The sequence below is a fragment of the Sphingomonas sp. Leaf34 genome (genome assembly GCF_001421805.1).
GTDB lineage: Bacteria > Pseudomonadota > Alphaproteobacteria > Sphingomonadales > Sphingomonadaceae > Sphingomonas.
The window spans coordinates 559,548-581,380 of sequence record NZ_LMLC01000004.1; the positions used below are offsets into that span (position 1 = coordinate 559,548).

A 21,833-nucleotide genomic window follows, 5' to 3' on the forward strand; every position below is an offset into this window, starting at 1 on the left:
GTTGCGATGCCGTTCAACCATTTCTCCCGCCTGTCGCTAGGCGTCGCCACGCTGGCGTTGTCCGCGTCCGCCCTGGCCCAGACCGCCCCCATGGCGGCCACCACGTCGACGGCGCCGAGCGGCACTCGCTATGGGACATTCGGGATCGACCTGACTGCCGCCGACAAGTCGGTGAAGCCCGGCAACGATTTCTGGACCTATGCCAACGGGAGCTGGAACAAGCGCACGGAGATCGCTGCGGATCGCACCTCGGCCGGTGGTAGCGTCATCCTCGCCGACCAAGCCGAGCAGCAGGTTCGCACGATCCTCGACGATGCCGCGCGCGATCCCGCCGCGGTTGGTCCCGGCGCCAAGCAATTCGGTGATCTCTATGCCAGCTTCATGGACGAGGCCGCGATCGAGCGTGCCGGTGCCGCGCCGCTCAAGCCCTATTTCGCCAAGATCGACGCGGCAAACGACAAGCAGAAGCTGCAGACACTGTTCTCGACGGTCGGCTACGCCGCCCCGGTCGAGGTCGGCCAGCTGCCCGATCCCGCCGATCCCAAGCGCTATGCCGTTGCCGCAGGCCAGGGCTCGCTCGGCATGGGCGGCCGAGACTATTACCTTGAGCAGGGTCCCAAGTACGACACCTTCCGCACCGCGTATCGCGCCTATGTCGAGAAGATGCTGGCGCTATCGGGTATAGCCGACGCCTCGGCCAAGGCCGACCGGATCGTCGCGCTGGAGACCGCGATGGCCAAGGTCCATTGGTCACCGGTCCAGTCGCGCGACCTGAAGGCCATGCTGAAGCCGATGGATGCGGCTGGCCGCAAGGCGCTGGCACCCGAGTTCGACTGGCCACTGCTGCTCTCGACCGCGGGATACGGCAATTTCCCGGTCGTCTACATGACCAATTCGACTGCGCTGACCGAGCTCGGGAAGTTGTTCTCCGCCACCCCGGTCGCGACCTGGCAGGACTGGATGAAATTCCGCCTCGCATCCGCCAGCGCGAGCATGCTGCCCAAGGCGTTCGATCAGGCGACGTTCGATTTCTACGGGAAGACGCTCGCGGATCAGCCGCAACAGCGTGCGCGCTGGAAGCGCGGCATCGCGCTGGTCAACGGCACGATGGGCGAGGCCGTCGGCGAGGTCTACGTCAAACGCCATTACCCGCCCGAGAGCGAGGCGAAGATGGGCGAACTGATCGCCAACCTGCGCGCCGCATACAAGGAGCGGATCGGCGCGAACGGCTGGATGGACCAGGCGACCAAGACGCAGGCGCTCGCCAAGCTCGCCGCGTTCGATCCGCGGATCGGCCATCCGGTCAAGTATATCGACTATGCCTCGCTTCAGGTCGTACGCGGCGATCCGCTCGGCAACGGGATGCGGTCGGGCGAGTTCCAGCATCGGCTAGACCTTTCGCGTTTGGGCAAACCGGTCGATCGTACGCTGTGGGGCATGACGCCGCAGACCGTTAATGCCTATTACGATCCGCTCAACAACCAGATTACGTTCCCCGCCGCGATCCTGCAGCCGCCCTATTTTGATCCGAAGGCGGACGCGGCGGTCAACTATGGTGCGATCGGCGCGATCATCGGCCACGAAATGGGTCACGGCTTCGACGATCAGGGAAGCCAGTTCAGCGCAACGGGCAAGTTCGAGAATTGGTGGACGCCCGAGGCGCGTACCGCTTTCACGCAGCGCACGGCTGCGCTGTCGAAGCAGTATGACGCGTACGAACCAATCCCCGGCGTGCACGTGAAGGGTGCGCTCACGCTTGGCGAGAATATCGGCGATCTCGGCGGCGTCGAAACGGCGTATTCCGCGTACCAGAAGTACCAGGCAGTGCATGGCAAGGCACCGGTAATCGGCGGGCTGACCGGCGACCAGCGGTTCTTTCTCGCCTATGCACAGGCGTGGCAGGCGAAGTTGCGCGAAGGTGCTGCGCGTGCGCGCCTGCTGACCGATCCGCACTCGCCGCCCTTCTACCGGGTGAACGGCATCGTCCGGAACGTAGACGCCTGGTACACGGCGTTCGACGTCAAGCCCGGCGATGCGCTGTATCTTGCCCCGGCCAATCGGGTCCATATCTGGTAAAATCAAAGGGCGCGCAGCCAGCGCGCCCTTTGTCCGTCATCCGCAATGTCCGCGATCAACTGAGCCTGCCCAGCGCCGTCAGCGATCGCTGAGGTTCGCGGACGCCGCGCGGCGCCGGCCGTGCCCAACAGTAGACGGTAGGCCGGGTATCTCCATTGCGCGCCGTGGTGAGCGACGCCGGCGTTGGCGACGAGCCGGTGGCCAGGTTATTTGTGCGGCTCTGCCCACTGAATGGCGCTATCGTTTGTCGGCCGCATACTGATACTAGTCGATCGAACAAGACGGCGACGGAAAGATCCACTGAATTGACGGTCAAAAGGCGGCACATCGCCATCATCGCGCCGCCAACCGCGGGCCATATCAATCCACTAGCCGCATTGGGAACATCGCTCGTCGAAGCGGGCCATAGGGCCACGATAATCCACATGGCTGACGTCGCCTCGCTGGTGCCCGACTGTAGCGTGGACTTTGCGGCACTCGACCACCCTGCGGACTGCCAAGGCCTGTTGGCAGAATATTATCGGAGGCTGTCACAGCCATCGGGGCCTGTCGGGCTACCGCGGATGATCCGCGGCACCGCATCGATGACGGAACTGCTTTTGAAGGCGCTCCCGACGGCAATGGCTAGGCTGGGGGTCGACGCCGTGCTTGCCGACTCGGTCGAACCGGCAGGGGCACTGGTGGCACGACATCTTCGTTTGCCGTTCGTGACCGCCGTTACAGGACTGCCGCTACTCAGGGAGCCGGCGGTGCCGCCACCGTTTCTTGGGTGGGCGTATCGTCCAGATGCGGTGGGGCGAAACCGCAACAGCGGCGGATACGCGGTCAGCGATCTGCTGATGCGGCCGATCAGTACCATGGTTTCGACCTATGCGCGCCGTTGGGCACTCGACCCTCACCCCCGACATCAATGGTCCGCCCGCCTGCAGATCGCGCAATGCCCGGTCGGCTTAGACTTTCCGCGTCTGGCATTGCCCGCGAGCTTTCGATACGGCGGGCCATGGCGACGGGACGAGCCCGACGCGATCCTGCCGGAAAACGACGGACGGCCGTTGATTTTCTGTTCGCTAGGATCGCTGCAGGGTGCGCGCCGATCACTGTTCGCGGCGATGACCACGGCCTGTGCTGCGGTGGGTGCCCGTGCCGTGGTGGCGCATGGCGGCGGGCTGAGCGACCGTGAGGCCCAGTCTCTCCCTGGACGTCCGCTGGTCCGGGCATTCTGGTCTCAGACCCGCGTCCTGCCACTGTGTTCGGCCGCGATCCTGCATGGCGGCTTCAACACGGTATTGGACGCGTTGGCTGCCGGCCTCCCGATCGTTGCGGTGCCGTTGGCTTTCGAACAACCGGCAACCGCGGCGCGATTGAAGCGGATTGGGGCCGCGCGCGTCGTTTCTGCCGCAGAAGCCGGCAACGGTGGCCTCGAACCGGCGTTGCGGACTGTGTTGCGAGAGCCACAATATCGCCGTGCATCTCGGCTGTTGGCCACGGATATGGCGGGGGGCGGGGGTGCAGCCGAGGCGGCAGCGATGGTCGATGCGGCGCTTCGGAGCGATAGCGATCTCAGGCCGGCAGGGCCGAACCCATCGGATGGGAAGGCCGCCTGCGCTGCGTAAGGTGGCGCGCCGCAAGGATGGCTGGTGGCGCGAGAAGGAGCCCCATGATGACGTCGATTCCGTAATGACCGCCGAAGACCGGCGTCGCGATGATCGTCAGTATCGCCCATGCCCGGCCCGGTAGGGCAATACGCGGCAAGGCGGCGAACGCCCAGATGAAGATCGCCGCGAGAGTCGCATGGAAACTGGGAAAGCTGACAATCCCCATGAGCATGGTGAGATCGAGCACGCGTAACGATCCATCTCGCAGCCCGGATATCAATTCTTGTTCCAACCACGCTATGGACGGCCAGAGATGCACGTAGTGGGATGGATCGAACAGATTGCCCCGTGCTGGGGTAAGACCCGAAATCAATATCGTGACGAAACCGGACATGATCGCGGCGCAGACCATCGTCCTCAGCGTGTCGAATTTCGCGGTTCCGCTCAACGCTACGATGACGACGACCATCTGCAACGTGAGGCTGTGATACGCCAATCCGAGGAGCCAGATGGCAGGAGGGCATGTGTCGAGCACCGCGAAGACAACCGGCCAGTTGAAGCCGACCGCGTGATCCGCGGCCGCTAGACGGATATCCCACAACCGTCCCGAATTCGCTGCCAACGCATACGCCAGCACGACGCCGCACAGCGTGAAAAGCGTCATCTGCAGGAAGGCCGTAGCGCCAGCCGCCAAGCGCGGTCGCGCGGTATACTTGCCGATCGCCCGCGCGCTACCGAGCGCCATCAGCGAGGCTAGCGCGGGAACCGCGCGGATCGGATCCACCGTGAAACGGTGGTGATATTGGGCCGCGAGAAAACTCATAAGCATCGCTGCGATCAACAGCCACGAGGGCGTGTCGGGGTGGTTGGCGCGGAGCACTGGGGCGATCATATCGGACGAACGCAGATCGCCGCCACGCGGTGCCCAGCGTAAGCGCGCTTAAGCATTTTACCGGAACATCCAATCGCGCGGGTTCGGGCCACCGCACCGGAGTGGCGGCGAGAGGCGGTTATCGCTAAGCGACCTCGAGGCGATGCCGCCCTGAAAGCAGCGCCGGCGTAGGCGTCACCGACCCCAGAATTTGTAGCGGACCGCCCTCGCATCGGCTGCCGGTAAGGGTTATGTATGCATCATGTTGATTCCTCTGCACACGGTCATCGGCAATTTGTGCGATCGATTTACGTGACCTGGTTCGAGAAGCTCGCCATCGTCGTCTTCATGGTTCTGTTCATGGAGTGCTTTGCGTGGGCGGCGCATCGCTATGTCATGCACGGCTGGGGTTGGGGCTGGCACAAGTCGCATCATGAAGATCATGAAGGCTGGTTCGAAAAAAACGACCTTTATGCGGTCGTGTTCGCGATCGTGCCGATCATGTTGTTTATCGTCGGGCTCGCATGGGAGCCGCTTTGGTGGGCCGCGCTCGGCATCACCGTGTACGGCGGCATCTATGCCTTCGTGCACGACATGCTCGTGCATCAGCGTGGTGGTTTCCGCTGGGTGCCCAAACGAGGGTATTTCAAGCGCCTGTTACAAGCGCATCGCCTCCACCATGCAGTTGAAGGCAAGGACGGTACCGTCAGTCATGGTTTCCTCTTCGCCCGCAAACCTGCAGTGCTGAAGGCGCAATTGCGTGCGAACGCGAATCCGCCGCTGCGCGACGGACCTTCAGCTAAAACCGGAAACCCAATCTCGGCAAATGCAAAGACGTGAGCGTGACGGCTCCCCAATCGGCGGCGATGCGGCGTCAGACGCGGATCGGCGTTGCGCTGGCTGGCGTAATCGTTGCAGCCTGGCTCGCAATCCACATAACCGGCATTTTCTTCTGGCGGTGGGGCGTCGATACGATTGCGTTGGCGATCGTGCTGGTCGTCCTCCAGACATGGCTGAGTACCGGGCTGTTCATCGTCGCGCACGACGCAATGCACGGAGCGTTGGCACCCGATCACCCACAATTGAACCGGGTGATCGGGGCAACTTGTCTATCGCTATACGCCTGCCTGTCATATGCCGCACTGCTGCCAAGGCATCATTTGCATCATAAGGAAACGGGCCGGGCCGGTGATCCGGATTTTCATGGCGGCGATCCAAGCCTTCGTGGTTGGTTCCTTCAGTTCTTCAAGACCTACTATTCTCACGGGCAGATCATCCGGATAACGGTGGTAGCGCTGCTCTATATATTGCTGCTTGGTGCGCCGCTCGGCAACATCGTCATCTTCTGGGCATTGCCGGCCTTGGGGGCGGTGGCGCAATTGTTCGTCTTCGGGACGTGGCTGCCACATCGAGAGCGCGAAGTTCCCTTCGCGGATGCCCACCGTGCACACAGCATCGACGTGGGGCCGCTATTGTCTCTGCTGACGTGTTTCCATTTCGGCGGGTATCATCATGAACATCATCTGTCGCCGGGAACACCGTGGTGGGGGCTCCCCGCGGTACGGCGTGCGCACACCGGGCGCGCTGCCGATCATCGCGGTGTCGAGGATCACGTATGACGCTCGCCATCATTTTGTCCGCCGTCGCGATGACGGTCATCGTTGGCGTTCGCTATCTCCTCGTTTCGGGCGCGTTCGCCTGGATCACGATACGCAAGCATCCCGGGTTGTATCTCGGGCTGGACCCGCAGGTCCGTCGCGAAATCATCTGGAGCCTGGCATCGGCCGCGCTGTACGGGATACCGGCTGGCGTCGTCGCTTGGGGATGGCAGCATCACGGCTGGACCCAGGTATATGCCGACATTCATGCCTATCCGCTCTGGTACCTACCGGTTTCTGTGCTCGTGTACCTCCTGCTGCATGATACCTGGTTCTATTGGACGCATCGCTGGATGCATCGACCAAAACCGTTCAAACTGGCGCACGCGCTGCATCATGCGAGCCGCCCTCCGACGGCATGGGCGGCGATGGCGTTCCACCCGATCGAGGCGTTGACCGGCGCGGTCGTCATTCCCTTGCTGGTCTTTTTCGTTCCGATCCATATCGGCGGTCTGGCCATTGTCCTGACGATCATGACGATGATGGGTGTCACGAACCACATGGGATGGGAAATCTTCCCGCGGTTCATGTGGACCGGTCCGCTTGGCGGATGGCTGATCACAGCAAGCCATCATCAGCGGCACCACGAACTCTATGGCTGCAATTACGGGCTGTATTTCCGCCATTGGGACCGGCTTTGTCACACAGACCGCGGCGTCGGCGACTTTACCCGTGAGCACGCCCGTGCGGCGCGTCGCTCTGCGATGGTACGCTCCTAGCCAGCGTTAGTGCGAGCGGAAAGGCAAGCTGAGGCGGGCGCGCCGCTCTACGATCCCGTCCTAAGCCGGTCGAAGGGACGCATCCGTAGGACCTGCTGTCAGAACAGCGGTGACGCCCGCCGTGCACCAGGAAGCGGTTGCGGATCTCCGGATGGCGCTAAGACTAAGCGAGCGGCGGCCGGAAGCCGTTTTTGGGGCGGATCGCACCAGCATGCGGTACCACGCGTACCGGGGGATGATGACGACCTGCGGTCGCGTTTGTGCGAGCAGGCTGCGTCGAGCGAGTAAAATCGAGGGTAACGCGGCTATCGGCACCTGATAGGCCGGCTATGGCGATGAATGGAGAGCAGAGAAAAAGACCATGGGTTCGGTAGCTCTGGGTGTGAGATGAATCTACCAGCTCCGGCGTGTAGCGGGTACCGCCCCCTTGCAGCCGTTCGCGGCGGCGACCAGGATGCCCGACCGAGCTATGAAAAGCGTCCGATCAACTGGGGAGGCCCGTCCGCGATCGTGCTGATGACGCCGGTGGCGCTGATCCTTTTTGACACTGGCATGATGGCGGGTGGCGGATGCGAGGGACGGGATCCGCCCTGCATGGCAACTTCACGCCTATAAGGATCATGGTGGCGCTGGAGTTGCGGTTGCTCTTGGCTTGGCCTTCGCAATCACCGTCTTCGTTGCAAACGCCTGCTTATGGCGCTGGAAGCGGACCGGCGGCTAACCTAGCCTTTCACGACAGTCACGACAGTCACGACGGTCGCTCGGACGCCGACAAAATAAGCAGCTCGGACATGACCGCGTCTCTCAAATTGCGGAGCAAGGAAGGGCGCACGCGTGTCAGTACGTCAGTGATCGCGCTCGCGCTTCAATCCGTCTTGCCCGCGACTCGTCGACGACTGCTTCAGTCTAGAGTGTCCCACGGATCCTTACCAACCGATGCACCGCCAGCCGCGTTCAGGTCCAACATCGGTTTAGCGCCGCTATCATAGGCCGGCCATATGGGCTGCTTGGCGCTCTTGGACGCACGGCGCTCGTTCGGGTCGCCAGTTTTCACGAAGTTTACCAGATAGCGGCTTGCAATCCGCGAGGCTGAGCGGTCGGTAGCACTCGTGTCGGCGCCATATTTGATCGCGGCGGTATCGAAGAAGAACGGGATGTCCGTCGCATGCGCGGCGCCCTTCGTTTCCGCCGTACGCGCCGACGTGGCTACGTACGAGAAACGGTAATAATAGACGGGCGCGTTTTGTGCGGCGAGGATGCCGGCGATCTCGCGGGCACCGACCGTCATCGGTCCATTGCGTCCGCCAATATCATCGCTGGTCGCGCCGACCATCATCGGCACTTTAGTGAACACTCCCGCGCGGTAGGCCACAAGACTGTCCACGGCATAGCGACCATCGACGATCGGCGGGCTGTACGTCACCGGACTTGTTTTCGGTCGGTTCGCCAGGTTGAGGCCGTCCGTCACGGCATCCGCCGACAAAGCGCGCAGCTTCTCGAGTGCGTGCGTATCGTCGGGGGCGATGCCCTTGCTGGCGGCGAACGCGACCCCCGCTGCCTCGGCCGCCGCGGGGGTCGCTTCGCCCAGCGCGATCGGCCCACCGGACTGCACCACCGCGCGCGCGAAGAGCCCCTTGGCGATCGGGCTCGTCACGAGCGCATGCACCGAGATGCCGCCGGCGCTTTCACCGACGATCGTCACGCTGGCGGGGTCGCCGCCGAACGCGTCTATATTGCGTTGCACCCAGCGCAACGCTGCGACTTGATCCATATAGCCGAAGTTCGCGGACGGTGCGCCATCCTCGCGCGCGGCATTCAGTTGCGGATGCGCGAAGGTGCCGAAGCGGCCCAGACGATAGTTGAAGCTGACGACGATGATCCCCTGCTTGGCAAGCTCGGTCCCCGCATAGGTTGGCGGTGACGACCCGCCATTGACGAACCCGCCGCCATAGATCCAGACCAGTACCGGCAGCTTGCGCTTACCCGCCACCGGTTTCCAGACGTTTGCGTAAAGGCAGTCCTCGGTGGGCGGCGTACCCAGTGGCGCGGCGTCGCTGGGAAAAGGGAGCTGCATGCAGTCATGACCATAGGCGAGCGCGTCGCGCACGCCGGCCCAGGGCGCGACCCGTTGCGGGGCGCGCCATCGGAAAGGCCCGACGGGTGGTGCGGCGAAGGGGATACCCTTCCAGACAAGGACGGTGTCGGCAGTCGCGCCGCGCGTCATGCCTGTGTCGATCGTGACGATTTCCGGCTCGCTGCGCGCCGCAGCGCCGCTGGCGCAGGCAAGGGCCAACAGGCTCATCCAGCGGTAAGATGCCATACCCATTCTCGTCTGCCCGTTCTCGTACGCCAGCGTGCTGCCTGCGATGGTCCGTCTTTAGCGCGTTTCGGTAAGCGGCACGACCCGCGTTTTCGGTCGCGATCCATTTCGGGAAGGGGCAGGCCGTGCACGAGGTTTGGTACCTGCATTCCCGTCTGCCGCCGCCATGCATGAATGACCGAAGCCGGCGTCGCGAGAATGTCCTGCGGACGTCCGGAAACGAGGCGTCTTCTTGCGTCGGGGCGGTCCCGCCCGATTGCATCCACGCGCATGATCGTTCGACCTCGCAGCACGCCAAGCGATCGCCGTCGAACGGGCGTTTCTAGGTCATGCCAGCCGTGCCGGCGCCTCGATGATCAAATGTCCCCGAACGCCCGGATCGATGCGTCGCTGCCTTTACGCACGATCGCTGCCGCGGGCGCGAGGCATCGTACAGAGATTCGTTGAAGATTTTCGCCCGACTTTATAGGTGCGCAGGGTTGCTTACGGCAATCGCCCTGCGCTGGGCAACCGCGCCCAGCGGCGCGCATGACGGTAGAGTGTCAGGATTTTGAGTCGCAATGAATTATCGCCATTCCTTTCATGCTGGCAATAGTGCCGACGTCGTAAAGCACAGCCTGCTGATCGCCCTCGTGCAGGCCTTGCAGCAAAAACCGGGCGCGCTGACGCTGATCGACACGCATGCCGGTTGCGGGCTGTACGACCTTGGCGGTGAGGATGCCCGCCGCACGGGCGAGTCTATAGATGGGGTGTTGCGGGCCTTTGCCGATTCGAACCCCTTGCTGAAGGACTATCGCGCTGTCGTCCAGGCGGTGAATGTCGGGGCGGAGCTGCGCGTCTACCCCGGTTCGCCGCGGATATTGGCGCAGCTCCTGCGCCCGCAGGATGTCCTGATTCTAAACGAAAAACATCCAGAGGACGCCTATACGCTGCGCGGCGTGATGCGCGACACACCTGCTGCCGTGCACGAGCGCGACGCCTACGAACTTTGGCTGGCGATGCTGCCGCCCAGAACCGCGCGCGGCGTGGTGGTGGTCGACCCGCCGTATGAGCAGCCTGACGAGCGTGCACGTATCACAGCCACCCTCGCTGCCGCCCACCGTAAATGGGCGCATGGCGTGACGGTGATCTGGTTTCCGCTGAAAGACCGCGGCACACAGTGGCGATGGAAGGATCAGTTACGCAGGCTCGGTATCCCGAAATTGCTTGGGGTGGAGCATTGGCTGTACGATGACGATCAGCCCGGTCTCTATAACGGCGCCGGCCTGTATATCGTAAACCCACCCTACGCGTTCATGCAGGTTTTGCCGCCCATGCTGGACGCTTTGCGTGCCGTACTGGCGCCGGCAGGGCATAGGGGCGAGATCGCGGCTGAATGGTTGGGGGATTAAGGTCATCCTGCAACGCTCGTCCCTCCCGGCATGAGTGGCGCAGTACCGCTTGCGACCGCAGCATCGCGCTAGGCGCGCTCGCTGTCGAATTTTGACCGGCCGCCAACATTGCGCGCGCGGGGACGACCACCTTAACGTTGAAGGTGACGAAGAGGCATATCACCTGCCGCATATGTCTGCACTTCTACGCCCGTGGCGGGAACGACGGTCTCAATTGGAACGCACATCTGATATCGATGTCGCGATGACTGAAGGGCGGAGCTTGGGATAAGGGAGGGTGATCAACTGCTAATCAATACGGCAGAAAGCTCTCGACGAAAACAGGGCGGCGACGGGGCGCCGCCCTGTATCATGTTATGCGACGCTATGCTTCAGCGCGCTCATCTTGTCATGGCCCTCGCGTACGGATGCGAAGCCGGTGGTAATGGCTTCGAGCGTTGCGGGCGCCAGATTGGCGTCCTTCATCGCATCTTCGAACTTTGCCTTGATATGATCCTCGCCGCGCTCGACTTCCTGAATGATCGCCTTGTCGTCCTTGCCCGTAATCGCCTGCTTTAGGTCCATGAACGTACGGTGCGCAGCAGCCAGCATGCTGGAATCGAGTTCCGGTTCGCCGCCTAGCCTGCGGACCTCGTTTTGCAGGTCGGCTGCGACCTTTGCACGATCCCGGGCGAAGTCCGCGAACATGGTCGCATATTGGGTGCTCTCTGCATCCTTGGCGGCGTCCTCGTAGCCCTTCATGCTGTCGAGCGTGGTCTTGATAAGGCCGTTTAGGACGGACACGTCGTTGTTATCGGTCATGGAAGTCTCCGGTCGAGGAGCTTGCACAACGATCCCCTGCCGAAAAGGACCCATGCCGAATGTTTGCACCTATGCCGCGTCGGCATCTCCCTCTTCGACAACGCCCTGCCGGTGAGTCGGGCCGTGCCATGCGCGTGCAGCAAGGCGGGCATTCGTGATCGAGCAACAAGACGTTCTTGAACGTCCGGATTGAGCAAGAGTAGACGAAGGGCCGTTGGTGGGGCCTGCAGCGTGGAGGCGATCGCTGGCCGATCGCGCGTACTTCTGTCGACGAACTCGATACCGACATGGACGAAGTTCCGCAGGGCTGCCGTCTGATATCAGGTCCACCCAGGTTAGCCGGGGATGCCCCAGTTAGCATCCTCGTTGGCCGCCTTCGCCGTACGAACTAGATGCTCGACATAATTCTGGAAGACCGGAACCGTGAACGTCACCAGCGTCGGCTCGCCCTTGGGCTCCTTGAACGTCAGCACGACGAAGCGGCCGCCTTCCTCGTCAAGTACGAGGCCGGCCTCCATTGCGCCGGGGCCGCTTGGGGTAATGATAGTCGCGGTCATCTGTGTCTTTCGCTGCCGGTTGCGGCGTACCGCTTACGCGACGCCCGCGCACGTCGCCAAGGATTTCTGCAAACGTAGGCACTTGGCAACGCTTGCCCGCATCTCCCCAACTTTGGCGGCCGGGCCGATGTGAGGGGTTTGGGTCGAATAAATCGTCCTAATCCACGTCAACTTGCGAGCGGAGACGCTCAGCGCAAATGCACTGAACTGATAGTGCGCAGTTAGACAAATCACGATGCGAACAACCCATGTTGCCAGGATCTCGATTATCTTCTGGATCCGTGGACGAGGTTGGTCGTTATGGGTGCAAAACAAACGGAGCCGCCTTGTTCATCCTGCATATCGCACTGGGAGGATGCCTTCGCGCGCCGCCTGTCACATTTGGAATTACGGCGGACACCGGTGGCCATATTGCCTATGTAATCGAAGCCGCGCTTGCTCAAGGCGGCGAGAGTAATGTGAGCCGGGTATCGATCGTTACGCGCCTTTTTGAAGATGTCGGACTTTCGCCAATTCACGGAACCCGAAGAGAGCGCTTAAATAGCAAGGTTACTATTGACCGCATCGCGACAGCGGACCGTCGATATCTGGAAAAAGAGGCGCTGGCTGCGGAGGTTGTTGCGTTTACCGATGCGTTTTGCCGTCATATTGATGGATTGGCACAAAAACCCGATGTCATCCATGCGCATTTCGCGGATGCGACGATGGTCGCATGCGAGGCACGGCGGCGGTTCGGTATCCCGGTCGTCTATACGCCTCATGCACTTGGCATAGATAAGCGAGCGCAGGGATGTGCCGGGGAGGATGCCCGCGCGCGGATTGATGCCGAGCGTCACGCCATCGTAGAGGCGGATGCGATCATCGTGTCCAGCCGCGATGAAGCCGAGCGGCAGCTCATCGCGTACGGCGTCGACGTCGACGATCGTATCCACTGTCTGCCTCCTGGCGTACCACAACGCTCCTTGCCACATGGGGCGACGACGCTGGCGGATCGACTTGGCGAATGGTTGGACGTGCCGGAAAAGCCGATCATCCTGACTATTGCGCGACCGGTAATGAAGAAGAATCTCGCCGCGCTGATCCGGGCTTTTGCGCTGGTGCCGGCGCTGCGGGAACGGACGAACCTGGTGATCCTTGCGGGCCAGCATGATAGGCCGTGTTCGCCGGAGGAACGGGCCGTGTTGGCTGAGATGCGAACGCTGTGTACGGACCCCATCCTGCGTGGCCGTGTCGCCCTGCCACCCGCGCACGATGCCGACGATGTATCGGCGCTCTATGCCCGAGCAGCGAAGGGCGGCGTCTTCGTCAATCCCGCACTGCACGAGCCGTTCGGCCTGACCCTGATCGAGGCGGCCGCGATGGGCGTGCCGGTCGTCGCAACCAGAAATGGCGGTCCGGGCGAGATCATCGACACGATCGGCCACGGGCTCATCGTCGATCCGCGCGACGACGATGCGATCGCACAGGCCTGCCTGAAGATCGTCGGTGACGCCGTGCTGCACACGCGCTTGAGCAAGGCCGCGCTGGCGCGGGTCGGCGCCTATGACTGGGCGCGCTATGCGAGCGCCAGCGTCGCCGTTTATTCGTCGATCGGCACTATCCAGCCCGCTTTGCTCGCGTGTGACATCGATAATACGCTGACCGGCTGTGCAGACGGCGCGCGCGCGTTCGCGGAGTGGCGTGCGCACAGTGCGCTGCCTTTCGTCATTGCCACTGGTCGGTCGTTCGATGCGGCCCGCGCAGTGCTGCGGGAATGGCAGTTGCCCGACCCGGACGCCTATATCGTCGATGTCGGTACGCGGCTTATGATCGCTGACCCCGCAGGGCACTGGCAGATCTGCCCCGAATACGACGCGATGCTGGACACACACTGGGACCGGGAGGCCGTTGCCCGGTCCCTCGCCCCGCTGCGCATCGAACCACAGCCGGTGGAAACGGACGGTCCCCACAAGCTCAGCTTTTTTGGCACCGACGCCGATGCCGTGCGGATCCGCGAAACGCTGCTGGCGTCGGGGCTAGGCGCACGCGTAATCTTCTCGCATGGTCGCCTGATCGACGTGGTCGCGCCGATGGGGGGCAAGGCAGCCGCCATCGGCGCCTATGCAGGACGGCGGGGCCTGTCGCTGCGCCAGTGCGTCGCTGCCGGCGACAGCGGCAATGACGCCGATATGCTGGAAGCGTGCGGGCATGCCATCGTTGTCGCCAATGCCAGCGATGAACTGGCTGAGCTGACGCCGCGCGCTGGTCTTCACCGCGTTCGGTCGCGTCACGCGGCGGGCGTGATGGAAGGGCTGGACCTGCTCGGCCTGACCCATCGCGCTGCGGTCGCGGCATGACGCAGCCTTTCGGCTATTTCGTCCATCATCAGGGACGCGGCCATGCCGAACGCTGCGCAGCGATCGCCAATGCGCTGCCGGTGACGCGACCGCTGACGATCTTCTGTGCACGCGATGATATCTTTCCTGCGCTGCCCGCGCATGTCGATATCGTCCGTATCCCCTCGCTGTTCGAACCGGTGGGGGATGAGGCTGGGACGATGGATGATATCGCGACGCCCGCAACGCTGCACTGTGCGCCGCTCGGTTGGCCGGGGATCCGCCACGCGATGGCGACGATCGCGGGGTGGTTCGATACCGCGAACCCCGCCTTGATGATCTGCGACGTCTCTGCCGAGATCGCGCAACTCGCCCGGATCTGCAGCGTCCCGCATGTGAAAATCGTGCAGCACGGCGACCGCGGCGATCAGGGTCACCGCGCGGCCTATGATGGGGCGGCCGGTCTGCTCGCCGCGTTCCACGCCGGGCTTGCCCAGCCCGAATGGGACGCGGCGATGCTGGCCAAGACCTGTTTCGCCGGCGGACTCGGCGTCGACACACGCGTGCCGGAGCGCGAACTGGCCCGCCAGCGCATCGGCGTCGGCGCGGATGAAGAGATGATCCTGGTCCTGTCGGGCGGGGGGGGGGACGGCTTCGGCCAGGCGCCGCTTGGCGTCGGTGCACGGGCAAGGCCGGATGCGCGGTGGATTAGCATTGGCCCCGTCCAACGCGACTGGCACGCGACCGAGCCGTCAAATATCGAGCATCGCGGCTGGATCGACAATCCAGCCGATTACGTGGCTGCGGCGGATCTCGTCATCGCCTCGACCGGTAATACTACTTGCCAGCAGATCCTGGCCGCCGCGCGGCCTTGGCTGGCGATCCCCGAATGGCGGTACTTTGACGAGCAGCATCGCAAGGCCGGCGCGCTGGCTGCCGCGGGGGTCGCCTGCGTGCGCCCGCATCTGCCCTCGTCTGCCGATGCCTGGAAAGCCGCGCTGGCCGAAACCATCGCGACGCATCGCCCCGATGCGCAGCGCGCGATGATCGACGATACCCCGGCGGACGATGTCGCAGCTTGGCTCGAAGGGCTGGCTGCAAAGCTGTGGACGTCCGCCCCAACCATCATTTCATCTCCCGATCTCACCGGAGCCTGACCGTATGAATGCCGTTTCCGTTGTCACGCTCGCCGGGGGACGCCCGGACCATCTGCACAATCTGGTGCTCGGACTTAATCGTCAGACGCAATTGCCCGTCGAACTGATCGTTGCCGTCCTGCAGACCGAGCCCTACGTCCTGCCCGACGCACCGTTTCCGGTGCGCCAGATGATGATGGCGACGCCCGAACTGGCGCTTGCCGCTGCCCGCAACGCGGCGGCGCGCGATGCGACCGGCGACACGATCGTCTTCCTCGACATGGACTGCATTCCCACCCCCACGCTGATTGCCGATTACGCGCGCCGGCTGGACGAGCTGGACGGATTGTTGATGGGGGAGGTGATGTACCTGCCGGGCGGCGCCACACAGGCGGCGTGGTCGTATGACGCGTTTGCAGCCATCGCGGTGCGCCATTCCGACCGGCAGGGACCACCCGCCGAGGGTATCCAGATCTGCACCGATTATCGGTGTTTCTGGTCGCTAAACTTTGCCATGCGCCGCGCGACGTTCATCGACAGCGGCGGGTTCGACGAGCGCTATGTCGGCTATGGTGGCGAGGATACCGATTACGGCAAGACGATCGATCAGGCCGGTATTCCGATTGCGTGGATCAAGGGCGGCCTCGCCTATCACCAATATCATCCGCACCACATGCCACCCGTCCATCACCTCGACAGCGTGGTGCGCAATGCCGAAGTGTTCGAAGCCAAATGGGGCTATCGCACCATGGGGCATTGGCTGCATGCCTTCGCGCTGATGGGGCTGGTCGACCACGCACCGGGTCGGCCGATCCGCATCCTGCGTCGTCCCGATAGCGATGACCTCGCGCTGACCGGGCAACAGAGCCACCAACCCTATGCCAACACCGCTACGGTCATCCGCATTCTCGAAGAGCGGGTCGCGGCGTGAGGATCGCGCTGCTGGCGCATGTCCGCCAGCGGATCGCGCAGCCGTTCATGGGCGGCATGGAATCGCATAGCTGGTATCTCGCGGACGGACTGGTCGCGCGCGGACATGACGTGGTGCTGTTCGCAGCGGGGGACAGCGATCCGCGCTTCACGATCGATCCCGTCGTGGCCGAGCATTACGAGCGCACCTTCCCTTGGGCGGAGCACCGCGGATCGGCACCGCTGATCGCGCATCTCGACGCCGGCTATGCAGCGGCGTGCGACCGGATCGCGGCCGGTGGCTTCGACGTGGTGCACAACAACAGTTTGCACCGCTTTCCCATCGAGCCACGCCGCACCGCACAGGTGCCGACGGTCACCTCGCTGCACGTCCCGCCCTATGACGCGCTCCACTGGTTCGTAAAGGCAAGCGCGACGCCGGGCCATCACCTGACGGTTACGTCGGGGCGGCAAATGGCGGCATGGTGGCCCGACGGTGCGCCGGGCCGGGCGTCCGTGCTGCACAACGGCATCGACTTGGCGGCGTGGCCGTACGTCGCGTCGGGTGACGAAAGTGCGGTGTGGTGCGGTCGGATCACGCCAAACAAGGGTACGCATCTCGCGGTCGAGGCCGCGCTCATGGCCGGCGTTCCGCTGACGCTGTTCGGACAGATCGAGGACTCTGATTATTGGGCTGCGCAGGTCGAGCCGCTGCTCGGCGGGGATATCCGCTATGGCGGACATCTGGACGGGGCAGCACTGGCTGCCGAGATGGGCCGTGCCTCCGTGTTCGTCTTCACGCCGTGCTGGGACGAGCCGTTCGGCCTCGTTGCGATCGAGGCGATGGCCTGCGGCCTGCCCGTTGCCGCATTCGACATGGGGGCCGCGCGCGAGGTGATCGGCGAGGGGGGCCGCTTTGCTCCCGCGAACGACGTCGCTGCATTGGCCGACACGATCCGCGAGGCGATGGCGATCCCGCGCCATACTGCCCGTCGGCGCGTCGAACGCCTGTTCACCCGAGACCGCTGGCTCGACGCGTGCGAGGCGCTGTATGCCGAAGTCCAGGCCGTAGCCGCATGATTGGCATGGCAGATGCTATCACAACGCAGCGTAGCGCGCTCGACAGGCTCTACCGTCGCCATGTCGGGCCCGGCAGTACGTATGCGCTGGTCGACTTCCCTGATCATGCCAATGTCGGCGACAGCGCCATATGGCTGGGCGAGGCCCGAATGCTGCGCACGGTGACCGGGCGGGAGCCGGAGTATGTCTCGACCTGGGCAGATTTCGACGAGGCGGCGTTCCGGCGCGCGTGTCCGGACGGCGTGCTCTTCCTGCACGGCGGCGGTAACCTCGGGGATATCTGGCCGCACCATCAGGCGTTCCGCGAATCCATTCTGCGCACCATTCGCGATCGACCGATCGTGCAACTGCCGCAGTCGATCCATTTTCGCGATGCCGGCAGGATTGCGCCGTTCGCGGCTATCGTCGCGGATCATCCCGATTTTCACCTCTACGTCCGCGACCGGCAGAGCCGGGATTTTGCAGCCCGGCATCTGCCCTGCGCGACCGATCTTGCACCCGACTCAGCGTTCGCGCTGGGTCCGCAGTCACGCTCGGTTCCGGATTGCGACGTCATGATGCTGATGCGCACCGACGAAGAGCGCCGTCACGAAGACCGATCGGCCTTGACGGATATGCCGGGTGCGGTGAGCCTAGACTGGCTCGATGACGAAACGCTGCCCGATACCACGGGCCACACGAAAGCGCAGGCCTATGACGGCATCGCCACCGCGCGCCTCAAACGCGGCCTGCGCCTCCTGTCACGTGGGCGGACGATCGTGACCGACCGGCTACATGCGCATATCCTCGCGACCTTGCTCGACATTCCCCACGTGGCCCTGGACAATGACTACGGCAAGATTTCCGCCTATATCCACTGCTGGACGGGGACCTGCGTCGGCGTGCGCACGGCCTCATCGGCCAGGGAGGCAATCGCGCATCTCGGTCTGCGCGCATGACCGACATCAGTCTATTACTATGCACACGCAACCGCGCCGCGACGCTTGCCGCGACGCTCGCATCCATCGAGTGCGCGATTGGCACCGTAGCCGATCTCACGATCGAGATCCTGATCGTCGATAACGGATCCATCGACGATACCGCCGACCAGCTGGGGACATGGGGTGCCAACCGGTCCTTTGGTGTTCGCCTGCTCCACGAACCGCGCCCAGGTCTGGCCCGGGCGCGCAATACCGGGTTGGTGCACGTGAGTGGCCGGATCATCGCAATGACCGATGACGATTGCGTCCTCCACGCCGATTATTTTCACCAGCTCGCGACGTGTTTCGCCGAAGTGACCGGGCCGGCAATAATCGGCGGACGCATCCTGCTGGGAGATCCCGCCGATCTGCCGGTTACGGTGAAGCTGGAAGATCATCCGATGATTGCCCCGACCAATGGTTTTCCCGGTGGTTTCGTCATGGGCGCTAACCTCGCCATGACGGCCGACGCGATCGCCCGCATCGGGCCCTTCGACGAACGGTTCGGTGCCGGCGCGCCATTCGTGTCGGCGGAGGATACGGATTATTTGTTTCGTGCATTGAGGCAGGGTATTCCGGTCCGGTACGACCCCCGCTTTACCGTCGACCACCACCACGGGCGACGCTGTCCCAAAGAGGTCGTGACGCTGCTCGCAGGTTATAGTTTCGGAGACGGCGCGCTATACGCGAAACACGTTCGCCATTTTGCCCGCATCGGAGCCATCATTGCAGGCGATCTGCAAAATGTGATGAAGGACTTTACCACTCCGGTTACCCCGTGCGCGGGCATCCGCTATTTCTATCTGTTCCGTCTACGCCACAAGATCGCGGGATTTCTCGCCTATGTCGGCACGGGCAAGGGCTCGCGTGTTTCCCGGCAAGATCAGCTCGCTGAAATTGGTCGGTAACGACGCGATGGATCGGTGGCTCCGCGCTGCCACACCGATCTCATGCTGCCATCTCCACCCGCCCGTCTGTAACAGCGTAATGGTCTCGTTCTGAATATCGCTCGACGGGGCGCGGTATCGGCGCACCCCGTCGGAGTTCACCGTACCGGCGCGAACGAAAACAGCTGCGTCCTGATCGACGCGGGTGCACCCGGCTTGAACCAGTTGGTGTCCTGGATGTGGCTTGCGGTCACGTAGATGCGGCCATCGGGTCCCTCGGAAAACGTATCGGGCCAGCGCAGGCGGCGGTCGGTCAGCACCGGTTCGGTGCGGTTGCCGACGAGGCGCGAGATGCCGTCGTTGGTGGGCGAGGTGATGTAGAGCGTCCCCGCCTTGCTCATCCACAGGCCGTCGGCGACATGCGTCTGCGCAACGGTCTTCACGCCCGCCGCACGGTCCGCCTCGCTGACGCCGGCGCGCAGCAGCGCGGTGTCGATCGAATACAGCGTCCTGCCGGTCAGCGCCTGATAGTAGAGCGTCTTGCCGTCGTTCGATATGGCGATCCCGTCCGCGGCGAAGGCCGGCTGGCGACCGTCGGGGCGGACGAGCGGCTTGCCGTCGGTGACGACCGTCACCGCCTTGTCGATCTGGGTCGAGCCATGGCCGTCGAGCGTACGGAAGCCCTTCCCACTCTCGAGATCGATGACGATGATCGCGCCGCGCGTGCCGCTGTCGGTGATGTAGCCGGTCTTGCCGTCGGGCGAGAAGCGGATGTCGTTGAGATAGGTGCCTTGAAGCGCGACATCGAGCGGCACCTTGATGACCTTGGTCACGCGGTTGGTCTTGAGGTCGATCTTGACCAGCTTGGGCGCGCCCTCGATGATCTTCTCGTTGCCCGGTGCGCCGGGGTCGAGCACCCACAAATTCCCGTGGCCATCGGGGACGATCGACTGGACACAGACGAAATAGTCGCCGACCGGCAGTTCAGTCGCGCGTGCGTTACGCCAGCTGTTCCATTTGGCGTCGGGATAGGGCTTGAGGCTGCCGTCCTTCTGCACTTCGGCGACCGAAATCGGCGCGTCGTCGGTCCAGCGCGGGAAGTTGACAAAACGGCGTCCGTCCGCGGTGACCGCGACGCCTGTCGCCTGATGGTCGAATTCGGCGACCTGCGTCAGGCCGCTGGTGGCGGTCAGGGGCCGGCTCTGCGCTTGCGCGATACCAATCGCGGCGGCGGCGATAACGCCGATCGCGGCGGCGCCGGCGAGGAAGGGCTTGGCTTTGGTCATGGTGGGGCTCCGGTGGGTGGTGTCGGCGAGTGTCGTGGGGTCGCCCGTGAAAAGCTGGATCAAATGTTGCGCAACCGCGCGCGGGTTCTCGCGCTGCGGGAAATGGCCGACGCCTGTAAGCGTCACGAAGGCGAACGGGCCGGCAAACTTGCTCGGCACGGCCTCGGCCGCGCTGGGCGGGTTCACGCCGTCCTCGGCGCCTTTGATGTAGATCGTCGGCACCAACAGCGTCGCGGTCGCCTTGACCTTGTTCTCGAGCCATATGCTGCGCGGATCGGGCTCCGCCTCGTCCCAGCGCGCACGATAGCTATGGAGCGTGACGTCGGCCCAGTCGGGGTTCTCGAACGCACGCGCGACCTGCGCGAACGTCGCCTCGTCGAACCAGCCCGGCGGCGACCAATTGACCCAGTGGATATGCGCGAAGCCCTTGGCATCGTCGCGCACGGCGCGTGCGCCACGCGCGGTCGCCATGAACCAGTGGTACCATTGCCGCTGCGCCTGCTCGAACGGCGGGGTCGGCATGCCGCCGAGGCGGGGCGGGGTGGCGAGCATCGCCATGCGTTCGACGCGGTCGGGCCATCCGACCGCGATCGCCTCGGCTGTGTTAGAACCCCAGTCATGGCCCGCGACCATGAAGCGATCGATCCCGAGCCCATCCATCAGGGCGATCGCGTCGATCGCCAGGATCGCACTGTTACCGGTGCGCGGTTCGCGGTCGCTGGTGAAGCGCGTCGCGCCGAAGCCGCGCAGCGATGGCACGATCACGCGCAACCCTGCGGCGACCAGCGATGGGATTACCGCGTCCCAGCTTGACGTATCGTCAGGCCAGCCGTGAATCAGCAGGACTGGCGGATCGGATGGAGTGCCGTGATCGGCATAGTCGATGATGAGGTACTGTGTTCGAAGTGCAGGCATGGGCGGTGACCATTATGGTGAATACGGTCCCAAACCAAATCGCCCCGCCGTCGTTCCATCGTCAAATAGTTGATTGATTTGAATTAATACTCGAGCTGGCCATCTGTGGACCTCGCCGAACGCCGGTATTGGCGTGCATGATCAGACCAACAGGGCCGCAGACGTCGCAGGCCGAAACGCCACGAAGCAGGCGAAGGCCTAGCGCGGAACCAAACTGAACGAATGGCCGGAGTTTGGGCATGGGGACGCCGTCCGGAGTGTGGAAAAGGGTCTTTCAGGTAAGGCCGCGGGCGTACCGGGGCTCGATACCTGGCCGAGACCGCGGGTCCTTGGCAGCCGGGATTTTGGAGCTTGGCTG

General features: G+C 63.6%; 17 protein-coding genes. 12 read left to right on the forward strand and 5 right to left on the reverse strand.

The window, feature by feature from the left end; genetic code table 11:
• The first annotated feature begins 6 nt into the window (after window positions 1-6).
• Together ASF00_RS14085 and ASF00_RS18105 are read left to right on the forward strand one after the other, a co-directional pair.
• Entirely contained in the window at window positions 7-2,076 is a 2,070-nt protein-coding gene (locus ASF00_RS14085) for a M13 family metallopeptidase (protein ID WP_055880270.1), read from the forward strand.
• Window positions 2,077-2,243: 167 nt separating this feature from the next.
• Window positions 2,244-3,689 carry a glycosyltransferase gene (locus tag ASF00_RS18105; RefSeq protein ID WP_235525840.1) on the forward strand — a complete coding sequence of 482 codons (1,446 nt, stop codon included), beginning with the start codon at window positions 2,244-2,246 and terminating at the stop codon, window positions 3,687-3,689.
• On the opposite strand, the gene ASF00_RS14090 is transcribed toward ASF00_RS18105, so the two are convergent.
• Window positions 3,637-4,551: a phosphatase PAP2 family protein gene (locus ASF00_RS14090; RefSeq protein ID WP_162233592.1), complete on the reverse strand. Its 915-nt coding sequence runs from the start codon at window positions 4,549-4,551 to the stop codon at window positions 3,637-3,639. The genes ASF00_RS18105 and ASF00_RS14090 overlap by 53 nt on opposite strands.
• Window positions 4,552-4,854: 303 nt before the next feature.
• Here ASF00_RS14090 and ASF00_RS14095 point away from each other — a divergent pair, with 303 nt between their 5' ends.
• Genes ASF00_RS14095 through ASF00_RS14105 form a run of 3 tightly spaced genes read left to right on the forward strand, consistent with a single transcriptional unit; the run spans window position 4,855 to window position 6,919 of the window.
• Entirely contained in the window at window positions 4,855-5,382 is a 528-nt protein-coding gene (locus ASF00_RS14095; RefSeq protein WP_200910120.1) for a sterol desaturase family protein, read from the forward strand.
• Entirely contained in the window at window positions 5,379-6,161 is a 783-nt protein-coding gene (locus ASF00_RS14100; protein WP_235525843.1) for a fatty acid desaturase, read from the forward strand. The genes ASF00_RS14095 and ASF00_RS14100 overlap by 4 nt, the downstream gene beginning before the upstream one ends.
• Window positions 6,158-6,919, forward strand: coding sequence for a sterol desaturase family protein (locus tag ASF00_RS14105; protein WP_055880281.1), 762 nt, complete (start codon window positions 6,158-6,160; stop codon window positions 6,917-6,919). Before ASF00_RS14100 ends, ASF00_RS14105 begins: the two co-directional genes overlap by 4 nt.
• Before the next feature lie 901 nt (window positions 6,920-7,820).
• On the opposite strand, the gene ASF00_RS14110 is transcribed toward ASF00_RS14105, so the two are convergent.
• The gene (locus tag ASF00_RS14110; protein ID WP_235525844.1) at window positions 7,821-9,221 is read right to left on the reverse strand and encodes a carboxylesterase/lipase family protein; all 1,401 of its coding nucleotides are present in this window, start codon (window positions 9,219-9,221) and stop codon (window positions 7,821-7,823) included.
• A 578-nt stretch (window positions 9,222-9,799) separates the two neighbouring features.
• Between ASF00_RS14110 and ASF00_RS14115 the strand changes: the two genes are divergently transcribed.
• The gene (locus ASF00_RS14115) at window positions 9,800-10,630 is read left to right on the forward strand and encodes a 23S rRNA (adenine(2030)-N(6))-methyltransferase RlmJ (protein WP_055880287.1); all 831 of its coding nucleotides are present in this window, start codon (window positions 9,800-9,802) and stop codon (window positions 10,628-10,630) included.
• Window positions 10,631-10,984: 354 nt separating this feature from the next.
• On the opposite strand, the gene ASF00_RS14120 is transcribed toward ASF00_RS14115, so the two are convergent.
• Window positions 10,985-11,431, reverse strand: coding sequence for a ferritin-like domain-containing protein (locus ASF00_RS14120; protein WP_055880291.1), 447 nt, complete (start codon window positions 11,429-11,431; stop codon window positions 10,985-10,987).
• A 335-nt stretch (window positions 11,432-11,766) separates the two neighbouring features.
• A complete protein-coding gene (locus ASF00_RS14125; RefSeq protein WP_156348358.1) occupies window positions 11,767-11,988 on the reverse strand; it encodes a hypothetical protein in 222 nt (73 codons plus the stop codon).
• A 326-nt stretch (window positions 11,989-12,314) separates the two neighbouring features.
• Between ASF00_RS14125 and ASF00_RS14130 the strand changes: the two genes are divergently transcribed.
• Genes ASF00_RS14130 through ASF00_RS14155 form a run of 6 tightly spaced genes read left to right on the forward strand, consistent with a single transcriptional unit; the run spans window position 12,315 to window position 19,295 of the window.
• Window positions 12,315-14,324, forward strand: a complete 2,010-nt coding sequence (locus ASF00_RS14130) for an HAD-IIB family hydrolase (RefSeq protein ID WP_055880296.1) — start codon at window positions 12,315-12,317, stop codon at window positions 14,322-14,324.
• Window positions 14,321-15,460, forward strand: coding sequence for a glycosyltransferase (locus ASF00_RS14135; RefSeq protein ID WP_055880298.1), 1,140 nt, complete (start codon window positions 14,321-14,323; stop codon window positions 15,458-15,460). Before ASF00_RS14130 ends, ASF00_RS14135 begins: the two co-directional genes overlap by 4 nt.
• 4 nt (window positions 15,461-15,464) lie before the next feature.
• On the forward strand, window positions 15,465-16,370 hold the full coding sequence (locus tag ASF00_RS14140) for a glycosyltransferase (protein WP_055880305.1): 906 nt from the start codon (window positions 15,465-15,467) through the stop codon (window positions 16,368-16,370).
• Window positions 16,367-17,428, forward strand: coding sequence for a glycosyltransferase (locus ASF00_RS14145; RefSeq protein WP_055880308.1), 1,062 nt, complete (start codon window positions 16,367-16,369; stop codon window positions 17,426-17,428). Before ASF00_RS14140 ends, ASF00_RS14145 begins: the two co-directional genes overlap by 4 nt.
• Window positions 17,425-18,366 carry a polysaccharide pyruvyl transferase family protein gene (locus ASF00_RS14150; protein WP_235525846.1) on the forward strand — a complete coding sequence of 314 codons (942 nt, stop codon included), beginning with the start codon at window positions 17,425-17,427 and terminating at the stop codon, window positions 18,364-18,366. The genes ASF00_RS14145 and ASF00_RS14150 overlap by 4 nt, the downstream gene beginning before the upstream one ends.
• The gene (locus ASF00_RS14155; protein ID WP_055880315.1) at window positions 18,363-19,295 is read left to right on the forward strand and encodes a glycosyltransferase family 2 protein; all 933 of its coding nucleotides are present in this window, start codon (window positions 18,363-18,365) and stop codon (window positions 19,293-19,295) included. The genes ASF00_RS14150 and ASF00_RS14155 overlap by 4 nt, the downstream gene beginning before the upstream one ends.
• Before the next feature lie 137 nt (window positions 19,296-19,432).
• Here the strand turns inward: ASF00_RS14155 and ASF00_RS14160 are convergent, their stop codons facing one another.
• The gene (locus ASF00_RS14160; RefSeq protein WP_055880319.1) at window positions 19,433-21,475 is read right to left on the reverse strand and encodes an L-dopachrome tautomerase-related protein; all 2,043 of its coding nucleotides are present in this window, start codon (window positions 21,473-21,475) and stop codon (window positions 19,433-19,435) included.
• Window positions 21,476-21,833: the final 358 nt, after the last annotated feature.